Consider the following 19668-nt stretch of genomic DNA (forward strand, 5'->3'; position numbering starts at 1 on the left):
CCGGCCCCGCCCACGGGCATCACTGCTCGTACCAGTAACGCGCGTGCTGTTTGCGGTATTGCTCCACTTGCAACTGGTCGCCCAAGGTCATGGTCAGCGCGCCGGTTTCGTCAGTGCGCAGGCGGCGGATGCCCAGCTTGCCATAACGTTCATAGACTTCCGGCTTGGGGTGATTGAAACGGTTGCGATAGCCGACCTGGAACACCGCCAGTTCCGGCCGCACCGCCCGCAGGAAGGGTTCGGTCGAGGAGGTCCCGCTGCCATGATGCGGCGCCAGCAGCACCGTGGATGGCAAGCGGTCGGCCAGCGGTCCGCTGACCAGTTCATCTTCCTGCACCGCTTCGATATCCCCGGCCAGCAAGACGGACTGGCGCCCGATCTGCACCTTCAGCACGCAACTGCGCGCATTGGGCCGCCATTTGTCGCTGTCGTAACTGGCAGCGTCCGGATGCAGGACGGTGAAGCCGATACCATCCCAGTTCCACGATTGCCCGGCCTGGCAGCGCGTGTGCGCCGGGGCCGCCCGCAGGATGGGACTGTCCGTGGCCAGCGAAGAATAGACACTATCAACCGGCAGATGCTTGAAGAGCGACAAAGCCCCGCCTGAATGATCGTTGTCGTTATGCGAAATCACCACCCTATCCAGATGGTCGATGCCGCGCGCACGCAGGTAAGGCAAGATCACTCGCGTGGCCCCGTCCGATTCGGCGGTGTAATACGGGCCGGTATCGTAGAGCAGGCGATGACCCGGGGTTTCCACCAGCACCGCCATGCCCTGCCCCACGTCGAAGGCGGTCACGCGCATGCTGCCTTCGGCCGGCGCCACCGGCGCATTGAGCAGCAAGGGCAACCAGCCGAACAGCCCCAGCCAGCGCACCGGCCAGCCACGCGGCGCCAGCACCAGCAGGGTGCCGCCCAGGGCCAGCGCGAACATCCACGCGCCCGGCAGCGGCGTTTGCCACACGGCCCACGGCATGGCGTCGAGCACCTGCAGGAAATCGGCCAGCCACACCAGCAATTGATGCGGCACTTGCAGCACGAATTGCGCAAGCACGGCGGGCAGGATGCTGCCCAACAGGGCCAGCGGCGTGATGACCAGCGACACCAGGGGAATGGCCACCGCATTGGCAATCGGGCTGACCAGGGAATATTGGCCGAACAGGAGCACCGTCAGCGGCACCAGCCCGAGGGTGACGACATATTGTGCATAGCCGGCCTCCTTGATCCGCTGCAGCAGGGCCGGCCACCAGTGCTTGCGAGAGGCCGCTGCGGCCATGGCCTGCGGCGGCTGCATGCGGCCGACCGAGCCATACAGCAGCAAGGCCACAGCCCCGAAGGATAGCCAGAAGCCCGGCCACAGCACCGCCCACGGATCCAGCAGCAAGACCAGCGCCAGGGCCAGGCACTGCACCACCGACACGCGCACGATGCGGCCGCGCCAGAAAGCGATCCCGACCACGATGAGCATATAGAGGGTCCGTTGCGCCGGCACGCCGAAGCCAGCCAACAGCACATAGAGGAACGCCGCCGCCATCCCCGCGATCACCGCCACCTTCTGGGCCGGCAGGCGCAGCGGCAATTGCGCGCCCGTAAAGAAGGAGCGCCGCCACAGCCAGCTTGCCAGGCCGCCGCAGAGAGCCGCCAGCATGGTGATGTGCAGGCCGGAGATGGCCATCAGATGGCCGATGCCGGTGCGATTGAACACGGTCCAGTCCGCCTGGTTGATGCCGCGCTGGTCGCCCATGACCAGGGCCGCGATCACGCCGGCATAGGGGGCGCCGGGCAGTGCCGAGTAGATACGGTCGCGCAGCCAGCCGCGGACGCTGTCGATCATATGCGAAGGCGTCCAGACGAAGTCATCGACACGGCGGTTGACCGCCGTCAGCGCCGCCCCCGACGCCGCCGGACGACCCACTACGTAGCCGGTGGCCCGCACATCATCCTGCAGCAGCCACAGTTCGTAGTCGAAGCCATCCGGATTGGCATTGCCATGCGGACGCTTGAGCCGCACCTGCAGGCGCCAGCGCTCGCCCGGCCGCAGGTCGGGCACGGCCATGCGCGGCGGCGCGGCCTGCTCGCCATCCTCGGAAGGCAGCTGGTAGCGCTGGTTGCCGTACCAGGACAGCGCCAGCCGGGGCGGCACCGGCGGCTTCACGCCCCCCTGCATCACCACCTGCTCCACATCGAAACGGAAGCGCACGCCCTGCTCGGTATGCGCGGGCAGATCCGCGATGGTGCCGATGACGGTCATGTCGCGTCCTTCCCAGGCTTTGGGCAACTCCTGATCCAGGTAATACAGGGCGAAGGAAGCCGCCCACAGGAAGCCCAGCCAGGCGCCGCAGGTCAGCAACAGCGGTACCCGCAGGAAAGGCTGCCAGAATTTCCAGGCCGTCAACCCCAGCAAGAGCGCCAGCACCAGCCCGACCGCAACCCATTCGGTGCCCGGCAACTGGCCCTGCACCTGCAGCAATCCCACACCGATGGCAAACCCGATGATCAGCGCGCGCATCAGAGGGGCAATCCTGCTTGCGCCAGGCGCGGCAGCGCGGCCTGGGCATTGGCGGTGGTGGCGGCGGCGATCTCCTGCAGCGGCAGCTGGCGCAGCTCGGCCAGCACTTCACCGATGCGCGGGATCTGGTCCGGCATATTGATGTCGGGATGGCGCCAGGCCGGGGAAATATCCGGCGCATCAGTCTCCAGCACGATGGACGACAAAGGCAATTGCGTCGCCAGGCGGCGGATCTGCAGCGAACGCGGGAAGGTCATGGCACCGCCGAATCCCAGGTGCAGCCCCAGCTCCACGAAGGTCCGGGCCTGCTGTTCACTGCCATTGAAGGCATGGGCAATGCCGCCGGGCACGCGGATGCGGCGCAGGTATTTGAGGATGATGTCCTGGGAGCGCCGCACATGCAGCAGGACCGGCAAGTCGAAGTCGCGCGCCAGCTTGAGCTGCTCGGCAAAGAAAAATTCCTGCTTCTCGCGCAGCGGCGCTTCCTTCAGCGCCGGCACGAAGAAGTCCAGCCCGATTTCACCAATGCCCACAAACAGAGGATCGTCCAGCGCCTCGGCGATGGCCGTGCGCAGCACCTCCAGATCGGATTCCTTGGCAGTAGGGACGTAAAGCGGATGAATGCCCAGCGCGTAGACGGCATTGCCGACTTCGCGCGCCAGCCGCCCAACTTCCTTGAAGTTCACTTTGGCGATGGCGGGAATGACGATGGCGCGTACACCGGCCTGCGCGGCCTCGGCGGCCACGGCAGCGGAACGGTCGCCGAATTCCCCGGCGTCGAGATGGCAGTGCGTATCGACCCACATGTGCTGGCTTGGCGAAAATCGGAAAAACCGGCCCGTCGGGCAGCGGCTCCGGATAACGACACCCGCCACGGGGCGCGATCGCATGATTCAGCCAGGCTGATGCGGCTCGCTTCCCCCGAAGCGTCTTGTTGTTTGAACAGCATAGCCGGTTTGAACCGGCTTCAACCCGCGCAGTTTACCGTCTAACGCCCTCTTGCAGTAATTAACAATGGTAAAGAAATTCCAGATCCTTCACGCGCAGACATGAAAAAAGGACGCGATCGCTCGCGTCCTTCATCTCGCACGCTACCCGGGCGCACCGATCAGGCTTGATCAGGCCGGCTGCAGCGACTTGCCCAGCTTGCGCAGGAACTGCTCGCAGCGTTCCATCTGCGACAGCGTCACGAACTCATTGGGCTTGTGGGCATTGCCGATGTCGCCAGGACCGCAGACGATGGTCGGGATGCCGATCTGCTGGAACAGGCCGGCCTCGGTGCCATAGGCCACCTTGCGGGTTTCGCGATCCCCCGTCAGGGCGCGCACCAGCTCGGTGATGGCCGCCTGCTCGACCGCTTCCAGCGCCGGGCTGCCGGCGAAGTTGTCGATCTCCACGCGGGCCTCCGGGAATTCGCTGCGCATCTTGGGCAGCAGCACTTCGGCGATGTACTTGTCGATCTGGGCCTGGATGTCGGCCACGCTCATGCCGGGCAGGTTGCGGAATTCGTAAGTAAATTCACACAGCTCGGGAATGGTGTTGACCGCGATGCCGCCACGGATCTGATTGGTGGTCATGGTGCTGAAGGGCACATCGAAGAATTGGTCATACGGGCCATTGGCCTTGTAACCATCGGCGAAATCGCGGATGGCACAGATCAGGCGTGCGGCGTGCTCGATGGCGTTGCAGCCTTGCGGGGTCAGCGACGAGTGCGCGGACTTGCCGTGCACCTTGCAGGCAAACACGTTGATGCCCTTGTGCGCCACCACCACGTTCATGCTGGTGGGTTCACCCACCACGCAGCCATCAACCTTGATGCCGCGCTTGACGATTTCTTCCAGCATCACGGGCGCGCCGATGCAGCCGATTTCTTCATCATAGGAAAACGCCAGGTGAATCGGCTTCACGCGCGGCATGGCCAGGAATTCCGGCACCAGCGCCAGCGAAGTCGCGATGAAACCCTTCATGTCGCAGGTACCGCGACCGAACAGGCTGCCATCCTTCTCGGTCAGCTTGAAAGGATCGGTATCCCATTTCTGGCCATCCACCGGCACCACGTCGGTGTGGCCGGAGAGCACGATGCCGCCCTCGGTGCTGCCGGCATTCGGGCCGGCGGTGGCGGGCAAGGTGGCGAACAGGTTGGCCTTGGTCTGCTCCTTGTTGTGCGCCAGCCAGGAGGAGATGCCCTGCTTTTCCAGGCTGTCACGCACGGTAGTGATCAGTTCCAGGTTGGAATTGCGGCTGGTGGTATCGAAGGCGACCAGGGTCTCTAGCCATTGGCGGGTGTTCATTGTCTTGCTCCAGTGTCCATCTGTTCAGATATTCATATCGTCAAAAGCACACCGCCGTCTTGTATCAAGACGGCGGCGTCAGGGGCATTAGCTTACCCGGAATGCATCAAGGCTGCTGACCGGCCACTTTCAGCCCCTGGTCGGACAAGCGCAATACACGCGCACACCGGCCTGCCAGTTCGATGTCGTGGGTCACGATCACGAAGGCCGTGCCCAGCGTGCGCGAGAGTTCAATCATCAGTTCGAAGGTGCGGTCGGCCGTGCTGCGGTCCAGGTTGCCGGTCGGTTCATCGGCCAGCACGCAGGCCGGACGCGTCACCAGCGCGCGCGCCAGCGCCACCCGCTGGCGCTCGCCACCGGAAAGCTCCCCCGGCACGTGCGTCACGCGCTGCGCCAGGCCGACCTTCTCCAGCATCTCGCGTGCCTGCTCCTGCGCTTGGGCACGTTTGACGCGGCGAATCATCAGCGGCATGGCCACGTTGTCCAGCGCCGAGAATTCCGGCAGCAGATGGTGGAACTGATAAACGAAGCCCAGCGACTGGTTGCGCAGCGTGCCGCGCTCGCTCTCCCCCAGGCTGGCGAAATCCTTGCCCAGCAGGCTGACGGTGCCGGTGCTGGGCGTATCGAGCCCGCCCAGCAGGTGCAGCAGGGTCGATTTGCCGGAGCCGGAGGCGCCGACGATGGCGACTTGCTCGCCGTGGTAGACGTCGATATCGACATTACCTAACACCTTCACCGAATACTTGCCCTGGGTGAAGGTCTTGCCCAAGCCGCGCGACGACAGCACAGCCTGGCGGTTCTTGATCGGATCGTTGTTATTCATAGCGCAGCGCCTCCGCCGGTTTGACACGGGCCGCTGCCCAGCTCGGATACAAGGTGGCCAGGAAGGCCAGCACCACCGCCAGCGCGCCGATGGTGTAGACGTCCGACCAGATCAGTTCGGACGGCAATTCAGAAATCACGTAGATGCTCTTGGGCAGGAACTGCACGTGGAAAGCCCGCTCGATGGCCGGCACCAGCACGTCGATATTGAGCGCCACCAGCACCCCGAGGCCGACGCCGATGGCCGTACCAACCAGGCCCACCAGGGCCCCCTGGATGACAAAAATCTTCATGATGGAGGCGGGAGAGGCCCCCAGCGTGCGCAGGATGGCGATGTCAGCCTGCTTGTCGGTGACCGTCATCACCAGCGTGGACACCAGATTGAAGGCCGCCACGGCGATGATGAGCGCGAGGATGATGAACATCATCCGCTTTTCGGTCTTGACGGCCGCGAACCAGTTGCTGTTCTGCTGCGACCAGTCGCGCAGGTAAAGGTCGCCGGAGAGGGTGCGGGCCAGCTGCTGGGTCACTTCCGGGGCCTGCAGCATGTCGCGGATGCGCAGGCGCACGCCGGTGGGGGCATCCATGCGGAACAGGGTTTCGGCATCCTGCAACTGGATGAAGGCCAGTGACGAATCGAATTCATAATGGCCGGCTTCGAAGATCCCGGTCACCGTGAATTGCTTCAGGCGCGGCAAGACGCCGGCCGGAGTCACCTGCCCTTGCGGCACGATCACCGTCACCTTGTCGCCCAGGCCCACGCGCATGCCGCGCGCCAGTTCGCCGCCGATGATGATGTTGAATTCGCCTGGTTTCAGGGAAGCGAAACTGCCCTGCTTGACCTGCTTGGCCACATCCGACACCTTGGGCTCTTCCTCGGGCAGCACGCCGCGCACCAGCACGCCGCGCAGGTTGTCGTCACGCGTCATCATGGCCTGGCCCGATACGTAGGGCGCTGCGCCCAGTACCTCGGGATTCTGGAAGGTCTGCTTGGCCACGGCCTGCCAGTCCTTCATGGAACCGGAGGCATCGAAGACTTCGATGTGGGCCAGCACGGAGAGCATGCGGTCACGCACTTCCTTCTGGAAGCCGTTCATGACCGACAGCACGACGATCAGGGCCGCCACGCCGAGCGCGATGCCGGCCATGGAAATGAGGGAAATGAAGGAAATGAAACTGTTGCGGCCGCTGCGCTTGCCAGCCCGCGTGTAGCGGATGCCGACCAGCCATTCGAACGGCAGGTTTTTAATCAGACTCAAAATTGCTCCGGGAGAGGGCCTGCACAATGTGCTGCCAGTGGCCTCGCACCCCGGTTCCGGAACGCAATCCTCTGGCCGCACGCCAACACGGGCGAAGACAAAGCGCGAAGTTTGCCACAGTTTGCAGCCATGGCCCATCCCTGGCCATCTGCCCCATGTTCGCACCTGGCCCGTCGGTCGCCCGCCGTGAAGCCTGTAGATTCACTTCCACGGCAGAGGTTCGCGCCAGGATGTTTCATATGGTGGATATGCCTGATGTTGCATCGGGGACTGGTTATATATACAGTACCCCCTTGCCCACCCATCGCCGATATGAATTTCCCCGCACCATGCCACCCGAACTCGCCCAGGACACCCCAGACACCAGCAGCCCGCCCACCGGCGAGCGCGATCCGTTTGCGCGCCTGAACGCACAGCAGCGCGAGGCGGTCGAGCATGGCAGCAAGATGGCACCGGCACAGCAGCCGCCGCTGCTCATCGTGGCCGGTGCCGGTTCGGGCAAGACCAATACCCTGGCGCACCGGGTCGCCAGGCTGATCCTCGATGGGGCCGACCCGCAACGCATCCTGCTGCTGACCTTCTCGCGCCGGGCGGCGGCCGACATGGGCCGGCGCGTGGGCCAGGTGATCCGCCAGGTGCTGGGGCTGGCGGCCACCGACAGTCCGCCGCAACTGCCCTGGTCAGGCACCTTCCACGCCATCGGCGCGCGGCTGTTGCGCGAGTACGCGGCCGTCATCGGCCTGGAAGAAGACTTCACCATCCAGGATCGCGGCGATTCCGAAGACCTGATCGGCCTGCTGCGCCACGAGATGGGGCTGTCGTCCACCGACAAGCGTTTTCCGCTGAAGGGCACTTGCCTGTCCATTTATTCACGTGTGGTCAATACCCGGCAAGACCTGGGCACCGTGCTGCAGACGCAATTCCCCTGGTGCCGGGAATGGGAAAGGCTGCTGGGCGAACTCTTTACCCGCTATGTCGAGGCCAAGGAAGCCCAGCACGTGCTGGATTACGACGACCTGCTGCTGTTCTGGGCCGACATGCTCTCCGACCGCGAGATTGCGCAATCGGTCGGCGCCCGCTTCGATCACGTACTGGTGGATGAATACCAGGACACCAACCGCCTGCAAGCCGAGATCCTGCAACGAATGAAGCCCGATGGCGCCGGCGTGACCGCCGTGGGTGACGATGCCCAGTCCATCTATTCCTTCCGGGGCGCTACGGTGCGCAACATCCTCGATTTTCCCGATCTGTTCACCCAGCCGGCGCGGCTCTTGACGCTGGAACAGAACTACCGCTCCACCCAGCCCATCCTGCAGGCGTCCAACGCCGTCATCGCCGATGCCCCGGAACGGCACGTCAAGCAGCTCTGGAGCGACAAGCCGTCCTCACAGAAGCCGCAGCTGGTGGTCATCCCGGATGAGGCCGAACAGGCGCGCTGGGTGGCCAACCGCATCCTGGCGCATCGTGAAGAAGGGCTCACCCTGAAATCCCAGGCGGTGCTGTTTCGTACCGCCACCCACAGCGCGGCGCTGGAACTGGAGCTGGTCCGGCGCAATATCCCCTTCGTGAAATTCGGCGGACTCAAGTTCCTGGAAAGCACCCACATCAAGGACCTGCTCTCGCTGCTGCGCCTGGCGCACAATCCGAGCGGGCGCATGGCCGGCTTCCGGGCGCTGCAATTGATTCCCGGTGTCGGCCCCGCTACCGCCAGGAAGGTGCTGGACCTGATGGCCGCCGCCAGCGACCCGGCCGATGCGCTGCTGAACTTCGGCGCCCCCGCCAGTATCGCCCTGCAATGGCAGGCCTTTGCCGATACCTACGACCTGATGCGCCGCGCCAGCGCCACCTGGCCGACCGACATCCAGGCCGCGCGCGACTGGTATCTGCCGCAACTGGAGCAGCGCTACGAAGACGCCGACGCCCGCGCTGCCGATATCGAGCAACTGACCGCACTGGCCAATGGCTACGCCTCGCGCGAGAAATTCCTGACAGAACTGACGCTGGACCCGCCCGAAGCCAGCAGCGACTTCTCCGCCCCGCCCTACCGCGACGAAGATTACCTGATCCTTTCCACCATCCACTCCGCCAAGGGCCAGGAATGGCGCTCGGTCCACGTGCTCAACGTGGTTGATGGCTGCATCCCCTCGGACCTGGCCACCGGCAGCGAGGCCGAGATCGCCGAAGAGCGGCGCCTGCTCTACGTGGCCATGACGCGCGCCAAGGAGTATCTGCACCTGGTGGTGCCGCAGCGCTTCTACATTACCCAGCAGACCGCGCAGGGCGACCGCCACGTCAATGGCATCCGCAGCCGCTTCATCACGCCGCGCATGCTGCCGTTCTTTGAAGACAGCCTGTGGTTCTCGGCCGAGACCAACGGCGCGCGCACGCCTATGCCCGACAGCGTGCGCATGCTGGTGCGCCAGCGTGCAAAAAAGGCCTGGAACAGTGGCTGACCTGGCTTTGAAGTGAAGCCTTGTTCAGGCAACCGGGGCCAAGCGGCGCGCCAGCCGCTAAAATAGCGCCCCATGAATCAACTCGACATCCTCATCCCCTTTGCCCTGCCCCCGGCCGAACTGGCGCGCGACCTGCTGCGCCAGAGCCAGGCACCGGCCCTGGCCATGCTGCTGGGCCGTGGCAAGGCCGCGCCACGCCAGGCGCATGATCCGTTTTCGCGCGCCCTGCCGCATGAGCACTGGCTGGCCCGGCGCTTCGGCCTGCCGCCTGCGCCCCAGGATTCCAGCCCCGCAGCCGCCAGCGCCCTGATGCAGCGTCTGGGCCACGCGCCTGCGGCCGGGCACTGGTTCGTGCTGCATCCGGCCCACATCCACGTGGCGCGTGACCACCTGGTACTGACCGACATCGGCCAGCTGCAGCTGGAAGAGGATGAATCGCGCCGCCTGTTCGCCGCCGCCCTGCCCCTGTTCACCGAGATCGGCCATGAGCTGGTCTATGGCGACGCCCGCACCTGGTTCATCCGGGCCGACGCCTGGGCCGGGCTGCGCACCTCCACGCCGTCGGCTGCCAGCGGACGCAACGTCGACATCTGGATGCCGGAAGGGCCGGGCGAGCTGGCCTGGCGCAAGCTGCAGAACGAAGTGCAGATGCAGTGGTTCGCCGAGTCGCTCAATGAACAGCGCGAAATGCGCGGCCAGAAGGCCATCAATTCGATCTGGATCTGGGGCGGAGCCGATGCCGGCGTACGCGCCGACGATACCTACGCCGAGCGCTTCGGCCTGCGCGGCTGGCTGCGCGCCTTTGGCGAAGAGCGCGCCAACGGTGGCGCGGCCCAAGTGGCCCAGGGCAGTGGCCATCGCCTGCTGGTGCTGGATGCACTGGCCGAAGCGGCGCTGGCCGAGGAATGGGGCCTGTGGCTGCAGCATCTGGAGCACCTGGACCGCGACTGGCTGGCGCCCTTGCTGGTGTCGCTCAAGGCCGGCAGCCTGGAATCGCTGAACCTGATCCTGACGGGTGCTGACCGCAGCCTGGAAGTGGCGGTCACGCGGGGCGCACTGCGCCGGTTCTGGCGTAAAGCTTCACTGTCGGGGCTGTCGGCATGATTCGCGTCACCACTCGTTCCTATGACATTTCCCAAGCCGAGCAACTGATTGCCGAAGGCGTGCATCCGGTGCTGGCGCGCGTCTATGCGGCGCGCGGCCTGTCTACTGCACGCGAACTGGCCAGCGAGCTCAATGCCCTGATTGCGCCCTCCGGCCTGCTGCATATCGAAGCGGCCGCCAGCTACCTGGCCGATGCCATCGCCGAACGCAAGAAGCTGGTCATCGTCGCCGACTACGACTGCGACGGCGCCACCGCCTGTGCCGTCGGCCTGCGCGGCCTGCGCCTGCTGGGCGCGCAGGTGGACTACATCGTGCCCAACCGCTTCGAATACGGTTATGGCCTCACGCCCGAAATTGTCGAATTGACCGTGCGGGAGAAGAATCCTGACATCATCGTCACCGTCGACAACGGCATCGCCAGCATCGACGGCGTGGCCGAAGCCAAGCGGCGCGGCATCGACGTCGTGGTGACCGACCACCACCTGCCGGGCGATGCCCTGCCGGAGGCGCGCGTGATCGTCAACCCCAACCAGCCACAGTGCGGCTTCCCCAGCAAGAACCTGGCGGGCGTGGGGGTGATGTTCTACGTGCTGCTGGCCTTGCGCGCCGAGATGCGCAAGCGCGGCCTGTTCGATGCCCAGACCCAGCCGCGCCTGGACAGCCTGCTCGACCTGGTGGCCCTGGGCACGGTGGCCGACGTGGTCAAGCTCGATGCCAACAACCGCATCCTGGTGGCCCAAGGCTTGAAGCGCATGCGCAGCGGCAAGATGCATCCCGGTATCGCCGCCCTGTTCCGGGCCGCCGGCCGCGAAGCGCGCCGCGCCACCCCGTTCGACCTCGGCTTTGCCGTGGGCCCGCGCCTGAACGCCGCCGGCCGCCTGGCCGACATGTCGCTGGGCATCGAATGCCTTACTACCGATGACGAAGGCCGCGCCTGGGCCATCGCCCAGCAACTCGATGCCATCAACCGCGAACGGCGCGACATCGAGGCCGGCATGCAGGACACCGCCCTGCTGCTGCTGGACGACTTCAATCCGGCCGACCGCCGCACCATCGCCGTCTTCGATCCTTCCTGGCACCAGGGCGTGATCGGCATCGTGGCCTCGCGCCTGAAGGACAAGTTCTACCGCCCCACGATCACCTTCGCGCCGGGCGATGAAGGTTTCATCAAGGGCTCGGGCCGCTCGATTGCGGGCTTCCACCTGCGCGACGCGCTGGACCTGGTATCCAAGCACGCGCCTTCGGTAATGACCAAGTTCGGCGGCCACGCCATGGCGGCCGGATTGACCATCCATGCCGACGCCTTCGATGCCTTCTCGCAGGCCTTCGAAGCGGTCGGCCGCGACTGGCTCACGCAAAACCAGCTGGAACGCGTCATCGAGACCGATGGTGAACTGGAGGACAGCTATTATTCGGTCGAATTCATCACCCTGATGGACCAGCAGGTCTGGGGCCAGGGCTTCGCCCCGCCGGTGTTCCGCGATCATTTCCGCGTGCTCAGCCAGCGTATCCTGAAGGAAAAGCACCTCAAGCTGCAGCTGGAAAAGGGTGGCCGCAAGTACGACGCCATCTGGTTCGGGCACACCGATGCCCTGCCCGATCATGCCCAGGTGGCCTTCCGGCTCGATGCCAATGAGTACAACGGCAAGACCACGGTGCAACTGATGGTCGAGCACGCAGAACCGGCCTGAACTGGCTCCGCCCCCCTGCCGGAGAACCGGCGATTCTCCACAAGCTTCTCTGGCGCGAACCCGCGCCAGAGAAGGATTGCGGCATGGCAACACGCACAAAAAAAGCCGACAGGCGCTCCGTTGCAGTGGCACAATGTTGACTTGGAGCGACTTCCGGATCGATTTGAGGGAAGCGGGTACCACGGGCGCTCCGAGGAATAACAACAACATCAAATCCCTGAATGAAGATCACGCGCATCCATTGCAGCCTGGTGACTCGTCTCGTCCTCTTCGGCCTTATGCTGATCGTGGGCAGTGCGGTCATGCGCTACAACATCCTGATCGGCTTTCTCGAAAAGGAGCAGGCCCAGGTCGCGGCCGAGCAGCAAAGCACCATCGCCAGCTATCTGGCAGAAGACATCGGCTACCGCGTGCAGGAACGTGCGCGCTACCTTGAACGCCTGGCGCAGCACCTTCCTCCCGCCATGCTGGCGGACCGCGCCGCCGTGCGCACCTGGCTGCAGGAACACCAGGAACTGCAGCCGCTGTTTGCCCAGGGCCTGTTCGTGGCCGACGCCAATGGCTTGATCGTGATCGACTATCCGACCCTGAACGGCCGGCGTGCCCTGTCGCTGACTCAGTATGCCGATTTCGAACGCGTACTGCAGGGTGCTACCGTCATCTGCCCGCCCCTGGCCAGCCCGGCCAGCGGCAAACCCATCATCGCCATGCTCACTCCGCTGCGCAATGCCGAAGGCAAGGTGGTGGGCGTGCTGGGCGGCAGTACCGACCTCAACGCACCGGGCTTCCTCGACCATCTGCAGCGCGCAAAGCTGGGGCCGTCCGGCGGCTTCCAGCTGATTTCCCCGAACCAGCGCATGGTCATCGCCTCCAGCGACGAAGCCCTGTTCTACAGCCAGCTGCCGCCGGTCGGAAAGGATGCGCTGATGGACCAGGCCGTGCAACAAGGTTTCCGTGGCAATGGCGTAGGCGAGGCCGCCAACGGCGTCAATGAAATCAAGGCCTTTGCCTCGGTGCCCGGCACCAGCTGGATGGTGGCCGTGACGCTGCCGCTGGCCGCCGCCCTGCCCACCGTGGCACACACCCGCGCCCTGATCGGACGCGGTGGACTGATCCAGGGTGGGATGGTGATCGTGCTGGTGATACTGGCCTATCTCTGGTTCTTCCGCCCTTTGCGCCGCGCCGCCGCACTGGCCGACCGCATGACCCGTGGCGAACTGCCGCTGTCGCCGCTACCGGTGGAACGGCGCGATGAAGTCGGGCACCTGACCATGGCCTTCAACGGCTTGCTGTCGCGCCTGAAACTGCACCAGGCCGAACTGCAGCACCAGGCGCACCACGATGTGCTCACCGGCCTGCCCAACCGCATGATGCTGGCCGAACGCATGGAAGCCGCCCTCACCCACGCCTGCCGCGAACGCAATGGGGTGGCGCTGCTGTTCCTCGATCTGGACGGTTTCAAGCCGATCAACGACACCCTCGGCCACAAGGCCGGTGATCTGGTGCTGCAGGAAATTACGCGGCGGCTGCGCCAGGTGGCCCGCCATGGCGATACGCTGGCGCGCGTGGGCGGCGATGAATTCGTGCTGCTCATCACCGACCTCGGCCAGCCCTATGAAAACGGCGCACAGGTGCTGGCAGAAAAATGCATCCGGGTGGTCTCCGAAACGCTGCATCTGACGCAGGGCGAGTACCAGCTGGGCGTCTCGGTGGGCATTGCCGTATGTGATGGCAGCTGCGACGCCGACAGCCTGCTGCAGGCCGCCGACAAAGCCATGTATGCCGCCAAGGGCAATGGGCGTGGTTGCTACGTGATTGCGCCGGCGCAATCCGTCGTGGTGGATGAAATCAACGCACCGGCAGGAACTGCAGGAATGACCCGCCCAGCAGGTTCTGCACATAGCTGATACCAGCGCGGCGATAGCGCTCGGTCATGAATTCGGCCATCAGGTCGAGACGGCCGACGATCTTGCCGAATTCCCGTTCAAAACTCAGGTTGCGCGCGTCGCTGCCGATCTCGTCGGACAGCAGCAGGGGCGTGCCGTTGGCATTCTTGCGGCTGGACAGAATCCAGGCGGCGATTTCAACATTGCGCGCGGCATTGTAGAGATGCTGGGCGTCGAGCCCGTCGACCAGGAAGAATTCGATCTTGTTGCCATGCGCGACGATGATCATGTCGGCAGTCGCATCGATGAAGGCCGCGACCCGATCCCCCTTGAACTCCGGTGACAAGGCCAGCGTCATGGCCTGGATGTCGCGCTTGCCCTGCAATTCGGGCCAGGCCTGGCGCTGCTCGATGGCTTGTCTGACCTTTTTCTCGGCCTCCTCGCGGGTGGCGGCGGTTTTCTTCCATTCGGCCGGGTTGCGCCGATACAGCTTGGACATCAGCAGGTACAGGCTATCGAGATTGGCGCGCATGGCCAAGGTGGCCACGCGGTTGCTGTCGGATTGCCCCATCTCGCGTGAACTGGCCTCGGCTCCCTTGACTTCGCCATGCGGCGCGGAGGGCGAGGCGCAGCCGCCCAATAGGACGGCGCACAGCAAGGACAGCGGCAGAAGGGAGAACAGCTTTCTGGTCATCGGCGGGCGGGACGAAACGCTGATAGGACTGATCCTAGCAGAATGCGTTCCGTCCGCCCCCTTCAGACTGAAGCCTTTTACTTCACATCAGGCCTTGCCGGTCTGCGGCAAACCGGTCAGGTAGCCCACCGTGGCACCGAAGCGGTCCTTGAAGTTGGCGCGTACCAGCGGATCGAGGGTGTCCTTGACCTTGTCGTGCAGGCCTTTCTCCCAGTCGCCGGCGTGCTGGAAGTTGCTCATCACGTAGGTCCAGCCGTTGATCTCGTCCACCGCATGCAGGCCGGTCGATTCAGCGCCCGCCGGGCAGGACAGCACGCGGGTGAGCGCCTTGGTATCGACGTTGTAGGCCCACAGGAAATTGTTGACGTGCATGCCGCTGTCTTCGCCGATGAACAAGGTGCGCAGCTTTTCGGAGAACTTGATGTTGTCCGGATTGGCGATGTGTTCCTGGTCGGCCAGATTGCCCAAGGCATCCGGGGTCTTCAGGTCCACGCCCACCAAGGCGGCTGGCGGGGCCATGTCGATGGCCACCCATTCGCTGTCGATGGCATTGCCGCCGGCATCGCGCTGGCCGCCGCGCAGGTTCAGGGCATACACGGCACCCGCCTTGGGGCCTTCGACCTTGATGTGGCCGGAGCCGTTGAGCATCGACGTCTGCACATAGGACATGGCCGAATAGGCGATCTTGTCGCGGGCATTGACGGTGGTGCCTTCCATCTTGGTGAAGCCCAGGCTGCCACCGGCCAGTGCCGCGTAGCGGTGGGTTTCCAGGAAGGCGGCCGCCTTTTCCATGCCCGGCTTGACGCGCACCCAGTTGAACTTGCCATTGAACGGGATCTTGGAGAAGGAACCGTCAGCCGGATCGCTGGTGCGGATGTCCATGATGTCGGTGGACTTGTAGCGGTCCGCCATGGCCTTGATTTCGGCGCTGGTGGCACTGCCCAGGCGTACCCACGACAATTTGCCGGCACCCGGGCCAACGCCCGAGACCTGCTCCCATCGCGCCACATAGAGGGTGCCCGAGGACAGGTCAGCGGCGCGATCGGCGATGAACATGAACAGGCCGCCATTGGTGGCATCATCGCCCATGAGCACCGTGCGCTGGTCCGGCATGACCTGCACCAGCTCATGCGAGATGCGGCCCAGGCAATAGTGCTTCTTGATGGAACCGGTGCCGTCCGGGTTGACGGTCACTTCCGGCAGGTGGCCATAGTGATAGGGATTGGCGCGGTTCTCGTCGCCATACAGGTTCTTGCTGAAGGCCTTGAATTGGGGGTTGGAGGCGATGGCCGAGGCGTCCGGTTCATATTCTTCCGACGACAGGTGCGTATTCCAGGGCGACAGGCTGGCACCGCAGGTGATCCACAGGCCATTGACCTGGGAAGTATCGACATTGTGGTACTGCACCAGCGACAGCTTGCCCGACGAGGGGTCCTGGTCCAAAGTCAGCACGGCGATGGGCGAAGGCAGCTGGCCGTACATGGCCGCCTGCTTCTGGTCGCGCGTGGTGTATTCGAATTGCACCACGGCAAATACCGCATTGCCCTTCACACCCGGCACCTTGGCACCCGCCACGGTCAGCAGCGAAGAGCCGTCCGGGCAGTCGGAATAGAACTGGCGTTCCTTGCCCGGCAGGGATCGGTCGATGATGGGCTGGTTGTTGATGTCCAGGTAGCCGCCGGCCAGGATGCTGCCGCCCTTTCCGTTGGGCACCATGTCGCCGGTCATGAAGAAAGGCTGATAGGCCAGCTTGTAGCTTTGCTTGCTGCCATCTGCAAAAGTCACTTCCAGGGCCGAGCCGACGGTGGTGGCGGCCATGGCGGCCGGGTTGTCCAGGGTCGGGGCCGGCATGCCGGTGAAACGCGCCGAGGCGAAGGGCTTGCCCGCACCCGGGGTGGCGCAGGCGGCCAGCAGGGCCGAGGCCGACAGGCCGCCAGCCAGCGGCAGCAGGGGCGCGGCGCCCAGGGCCTTGAGCAGGTTGCGGCGGCCGGCTTGCGGCTGGTCGGCGACGGCGGGAGTGGCGGTGGGGGCAGGCTGTCTCATCGAGGATTCTCCGGTGGTGGCTAGCAGATGTCGGGCAGCGGCGGACGCACCCGTCAGTATTTTGTCAGTCAAACAAGCGCGCCGATGGTAGCGACGGAAAATGACAGGCGCGTGACGGGGGTGAAACTGCCCTCCTCCTCTTGTATAATTCGAGGTTTGATCGCAAAAGAAACCATCATGGAAGCAGAACGCCTCAATTCCCTCCAATCCTTGCTCGATGATCTGGCCACCCGTGCCACCGAGCTTCGGAGGTATCTTTGACTTCGATGTGAAGTCGGAGAAACTCGAACAAGTCAACGCCGAACTGGAAGACCCCAACGTCTGGAACGACCAGAAGCGGGCCCAGGACCTCGGCAAGGAAAAGAAATCGCTGGAAGCGATCGTCCATACCCTCATCAAGATCGACAGCGAGCTCACCGATGCGCGTGATCTCTTCGAGATGGCACGCGAGGAAAAGGACGAAGACACCATCGTCGCCATCGAAGCCGATGCCGAGACCCTGAAGAAGCTGGTCGAAGACATGGAATTCCGCCGCATGTTCAGCGGCCCCATGGACGCCAACAACTGCTTCATCGATATCCAGGCCGGTGCCGGCGGTACTGAAGCCCAGGACTGGGCTTCCATGCTGCTGCGCCAATACCTGCGCTACTGCGAGCGCAAGGGCTTCAAGGCCGAGATCCTGGAACAGTCCGACGGTGAAGTGGCCGGCATCAAGACTGCCACCATCAAGGTCGAGGGCGAATACGCCTATGGCTTCCTGCGCACCGAAACGGGCGTGCACCGCCTGGTGCGCAAGTCGCCGTTCGACTCGTCCAATGGCCGCCATACCTCGTTCTCGAGCCTCTTCGTCTATCCCGAAGTGGATGAATCCTTCGAGATCGAGATCAACCCGGCCGACGTGCGGGTGGACACCTACCGTGCCTCCGGCGCGGGTGGCCAGCACATCAACAAGACCGACTCCGCCGTGCGCCTGACGCACGCCCCGACGGGCATCGTCGTGCAATGCCAGAACGACCGCAGCCAGCACCGCAACCGGGCCGAAGCCTGGGACATGCTGCGCGCCAAGCTGTTCGAACTGGAACTGCGCAAGCGCATGAGCGAACAGCAGAAACTGGAAGACTCCAAGACCGACGTCGGCTGGGGCCACCAGATTCGCTCCTACGTGCTGGACCAGTCCCGCATCAAGGACCTGCGCACCAACTTCGAAACCGGCAATACCAAGGCCGTCCTCGATGGCGACATCGACGACTTCATCGCGGCCTCGCTGAAACAGGGCGTCTGATCCCGGTGGCCGCGCGGCCTCGCTGCGCGGCCTGCTCTTGCTGATCCGACCGTTCAACCTTCAAGAATTCCAACCATGACCACGCAAAACACCCCCGCCGCCCAGCCGGCAGCCGACGAGAACAGCATCATCGCCGAGCGCCGCGCCAAGCTGGCCGCCATCCGCGAGCAGGGCGTCGCCTTCCCCAACGATTTCCGCCCGGCCAACAATGCCGCCGACCTGCATGCGAAATACGACGGTTTCGAGAACGAAGCCCTGGAAGCCGAGCCCGTCAGCGTGACCGTCGCCGGCCGCATGATGTTGAAGCGTGTCATGGGCAAGGCGGCCTTCGCCACCCTGCAAGACGCCTCGGGCCTGCGCGCCGATGGCCGCATCCAGCTCTACGTGACCCGCGACGTCACCGGCGAAGAAGCCATGGCCGCCTTCAAGCACTATGACCTGGGCGATATCCTCGGTGCCGAAGGGACCCTCTTCAAGACCAAGACCGGCGAACTGTCCATCAAGGTCACCAAGTTGAAGCTCATCACCAAGTCGCTGCGCCCGCTGCCGGACAAGTTCCACGGCCTGGCCGACCAGGAAATGAAGTACCGCCAGCGCTACGTCGACCTGATCATGAGCGAAGAGACCCGCCGTACCTTCAAGGCGCGTACCGCAGCGATGTCGTCGATCCGCCGCTTCATGGAAACCAACGGCTTCATGGAAGTGGAAACCCCGATGCTGCACCCGATCCCGGGCGGCGCCGCGGCCAAGCCCTTCATCACTCACCACAATGCCCTGGACATGCAGATGTTCATGCGCATCGCCCCCGAGCTGTATCTGAAGCGCCTGGTGGTCGGCGGCTTCGAGCGCGTCTTCGAGGTCAACCGCAACTTCCGCAATGAAGGCGTCTCGCCGCGTCACAATCCGGAATTCACGATGATGGAGTTCTACGCCGCCTACGTGGATTACCAGTGGCTCATGGGCTTCACCGAACAGGTGATCCGCCAGGCAGCCATCGATGCGCACGGCACCGCGGTGCTGACCTACCAGGGCCGCGAGCTGGACCTGTCCAAACCCTTCGACCGCCTGACCATCACCGGCGCAATCCTGAAGTACGCCCCGACCTACACCGAAGCGCAACTGGCCGACATCGACTTCCTGCGCGCTGAACTCAAGAAGTTCGGCGTCAAGACCGACCAGGCCCCGCTGGCCGGTGCCGGCATCGGCGCGCTGCAACTGGCGCTGTTCGAAGAGACGGCCGAATCGCAGCTGTGGAACCCGACCTACATCATCGACTACCCGGTCGAGGTCTCGCCGCTGGCGCGCGCTTCCGACACGGTCGCCGGCATCACCGAGCGCTTCGAGCTGTTCATCACCGGCCGCGAGATCGCCAATGGCTTCTCCGAGTTGAATGATGCCGAAGACCAGGCCGCCCGCTTCCAGGCGCAAGTGGCCGCCAAGGACGCCGGCGACGAAGAAGCCATGTACTACGACGCCGACTACATTCGTGCCCTGGAATACGGCATGCCACCGGCCGGTGGCTGCGGCATCGGCATCGACCGCCTCATGATGCTCATCACCGACTCGCCCAACATCCGTGACGTGATCCTGTTCCCGCACCTGCGCCGCGAAGACTGATCGTCGCACGCGGGACG

Annotated in this window: 13 protein-coding genes; 6 read left to right on the plus strand and 7 right to left on the minus strand. The window is 64.4% G+C overall.

Annotation, left to right across the window (positions count from 1 at the left end; genetic code table 11):
- Positions 1-19: 19 nt before the first annotated feature.
- From ACLRDN_RS14825 to ACLRDN_RS14845, 5 genes are all read right to left on the minus strand, one after another.
- Complete coding sequence (locus tag ACLRDN_RS14825; protein ID WP_413456898.1) at positions 20-2509, minus strand: DNA internalization-related competence protein ComEC/Rec2; 2490 nt, start codon at positions 2507-2509, stop codon at positions 20-22.
- Positions 2509-3315 (minus strand): TatD family hydrolase, encoded by an 807-nt coding sequence (locus ACLRDN_RS14830; RefSeq protein WP_413456899.1) that lies wholly within the window; start codon positions 3313-3315, stop codon positions 2509-2511. Before ACLRDN_RS14830 ends, ACLRDN_RS14825 begins: the two co-directional genes overlap by 1 nt.
- A 312-nt stretch (positions 3316-3627) precedes the next feature.
- Positions 3628-4800, minus strand: a complete 1173-nt coding sequence (gene argE / locus ACLRDN_RS14835) for an acetylornithine deacetylase (protein ID WP_288064773.1) — start codon at positions 4798-4800, stop codon at positions 3628-3630.
- Positions 4801-4906: 106 nt separating this feature from the next.
- A complete protein-coding gene (lolD, locus tag ACLRDN_RS14840; RefSeq protein WP_413456900.1) occupies positions 4907-5623 on the minus strand; it encodes a lipoprotein-releasing ABC transporter ATP-binding protein LolD in 717 nt (238 codons plus the stop codon).
- A complete protein-coding gene (locus ACLRDN_RS14845) occupies positions 5616-6881 on the minus strand; it encodes a lipoprotein-releasing ABC transporter permease subunit (RefSeq protein ID WP_413456901.1) in 1266 nt (421 codons plus the stop codon). The genes lolD and ACLRDN_RS14845 overlap by 8 nt, the downstream gene beginning before the upstream one ends.
- A 329-nt stretch (positions 6882-7210) precedes the next feature.
- On the opposite strand from ACLRDN_RS14845, the gene ACLRDN_RS14850 reads away from it, so the two are divergent.
- From ACLRDN_RS14850 to ACLRDN_RS14865, 4 genes are all read left to right on the plus strand, one after another.
- A complete protein-coding gene (locus tag ACLRDN_RS14850; RefSeq protein WP_413456902.1) occupies positions 7211-9334 on the plus strand; it encodes an ATP-dependent helicase in 2124 nt (707 codons plus the stop codon).
- Between the two features lie 72 nt (positions 9335-9406).
- Positions 9407-10438 (plus strand): hypothetical protein, encoded by a 1032-nt coding sequence (locus ACLRDN_RS14855; protein ID WP_413456903.1) that lies wholly within the window; start codon positions 9407-9409, stop codon positions 10436-10438.
- Entirely contained in the window at positions 10435-12129 is a 1695-nt protein-coding gene (gene recJ / locus ACLRDN_RS14860; protein ID WP_413456904.1) for a single-stranded-DNA-specific exonuclease RecJ, read from the plus strand. Before ACLRDN_RS14855 ends, recJ begins: the two co-directional genes overlap by 4 nt.
- A 221-nt stretch (positions 12130-12350) precedes the next feature.
- Complete coding sequence (locus ACLRDN_RS14865) at positions 12351-14036, plus strand: diguanylate cyclase domain-containing protein (RefSeq protein ID WP_413456905.1); 1686 nt, start codon at positions 12351-12353, stop codon at positions 14034-14036.
- Here ACLRDN_RS14865 and ACLRDN_RS14870 read toward each other — a convergent pair.
- Both ACLRDN_RS14870 and ACLRDN_RS14875 read right to left on the minus strand, forming a co-directional pair.
- Entirely contained in the window at positions 13978-14709 is a 732-nt protein-coding gene (locus ACLRDN_RS14870) for a hypothetical protein (protein ID WP_413456906.1), read from the minus strand. The two genes, ACLRDN_RS14865 and ACLRDN_RS14870, sit on opposite strands and share 59 nt — an antisense overlap.
- Before the next feature lie 87 nt (positions 14710-14796).
- A complete protein-coding gene (locus ACLRDN_RS14875) occupies positions 14797-16752 on the minus strand; it encodes a PhoX family protein (RefSeq protein WP_413456907.1) in 1956 nt (651 codons plus the stop codon).
- Positions 16753-16929: 177 nt separating this feature from the next.
- Here ACLRDN_RS14875 and prfB point away from each other — a divergent pair.
- Positions 16930-18034 (plus strand): peptide chain release factor 2 gene (gene prfB, locus ACLRDN_RS14880; RefSeq protein WP_100245601.1). Its coding sequence is split into 2 segments (ribosomal slippage): positions 16930-17010 and positions 17012-18034, totalling 1104 coding nucleotides; the frame shifts between segments, so codons are not numbered across the junction.
- A gap of 75 nt (positions 18035-18109) precedes the next feature.
- Entirely contained in the window at positions 18110-19651 is a 1542-nt protein-coding gene (gene lysS / locus ACLRDN_RS14885) for a lysine--tRNA ligase (protein WP_413456908.1), read from the plus strand.
- The last annotated feature ends 17 nt before the right edge of the window (positions 19652-19668 follow it).

It is taken from the genome of Herbaspirillum huttiense, from assembly GCF_047300815.1.
Lineage (GTDB): Bacteria > Pseudomonadota > Gammaproteobacteria > Burkholderiales > Burkholderiaceae_D > Herbaspirillum > Herbaspirillum huttiense_A.

What these genes read in the sequence shown, in the direction of transcription:
- ACLRDN_RS14825 (WP_413456898.1), bottom strand. Translation starts at nt 2,509, where the DNA reads ATGCGCGCGCTGATCATCGGGTTTGCCATCGGTGTGGGATTGCTGCAG.
- ACLRDN_RS14830 (WP_413456899.1), bottom strand. Translation starts at nt 3,315, where the DNA reads ATGTGGGTCGATACGCACTGCCATCTCGACGCCGGGGAATTCGGCGAC.
- argE (WP_288064773.1), bottom strand. Translation starts at nt 4,800, where the DNA reads ATGAACACCCGCCAATGGCTAGAGACCCTGGTCGCCTTCGATACCACC.
- lolD (WP_413456900.1), bottom strand. Translation starts at nt 5,623, where the DNA reads ATGAATAACAACGATCCGATCAAGAACCGCCAGGCTGTGCTGTCGTCG.
- ACLRDN_RS14850 (WP_413456902.1), top strand. Translation starts at nt 7,211, where the DNA reads ATGCCACCCGAACTCGCCCAGGACACCCCAGACACCAGCAGCCCGCCC.
- ACLRDN_RS14855 (WP_413456903.1), top strand. Translation starts at nt 9,407, where the DNA reads ATGAATCAACTCGACATCCTCATCCCCTTTGCCCTGCCCCCGGCCGAA.
- recJ (WP_413456904.1), top strand. Translation starts at nt 10,435, where the DNA reads ATGATTCGCGTCACCACTCGTTCCTATGACATTTCCCAAGCCGAGCAA.
- ACLRDN_RS14865 (WP_413456905.1), top strand. Translation starts at nt 12,351, where the DNA reads ATGAAGATCACGCGCATCCATTGCAGCCTGGTGACTCGTCTCGTCCTC.
- ACLRDN_RS14870 (WP_413456906.1), bottom strand. Translation starts at nt 14,709, where the DNA reads ATGACCAGAAAGCTGTTCTCCCTTCTGCCGCTGTCCTTGCTGTGCGCC.
- ACLRDN_RS14875 (WP_413456907.1), bottom strand. Translation starts at nt 16,752, where the DNA reads ATGAGACAGCCTGCCCCCACCGCCACTCCCGCCGTCGCCGACCAGCCG.
- lysS (WP_413456908.1), top strand. Translation starts at nt 18,110, where the DNA reads ATGACCACGCAAAACACCCCCGCCGCCCAGCCGGCAGCCGACGAGAAC.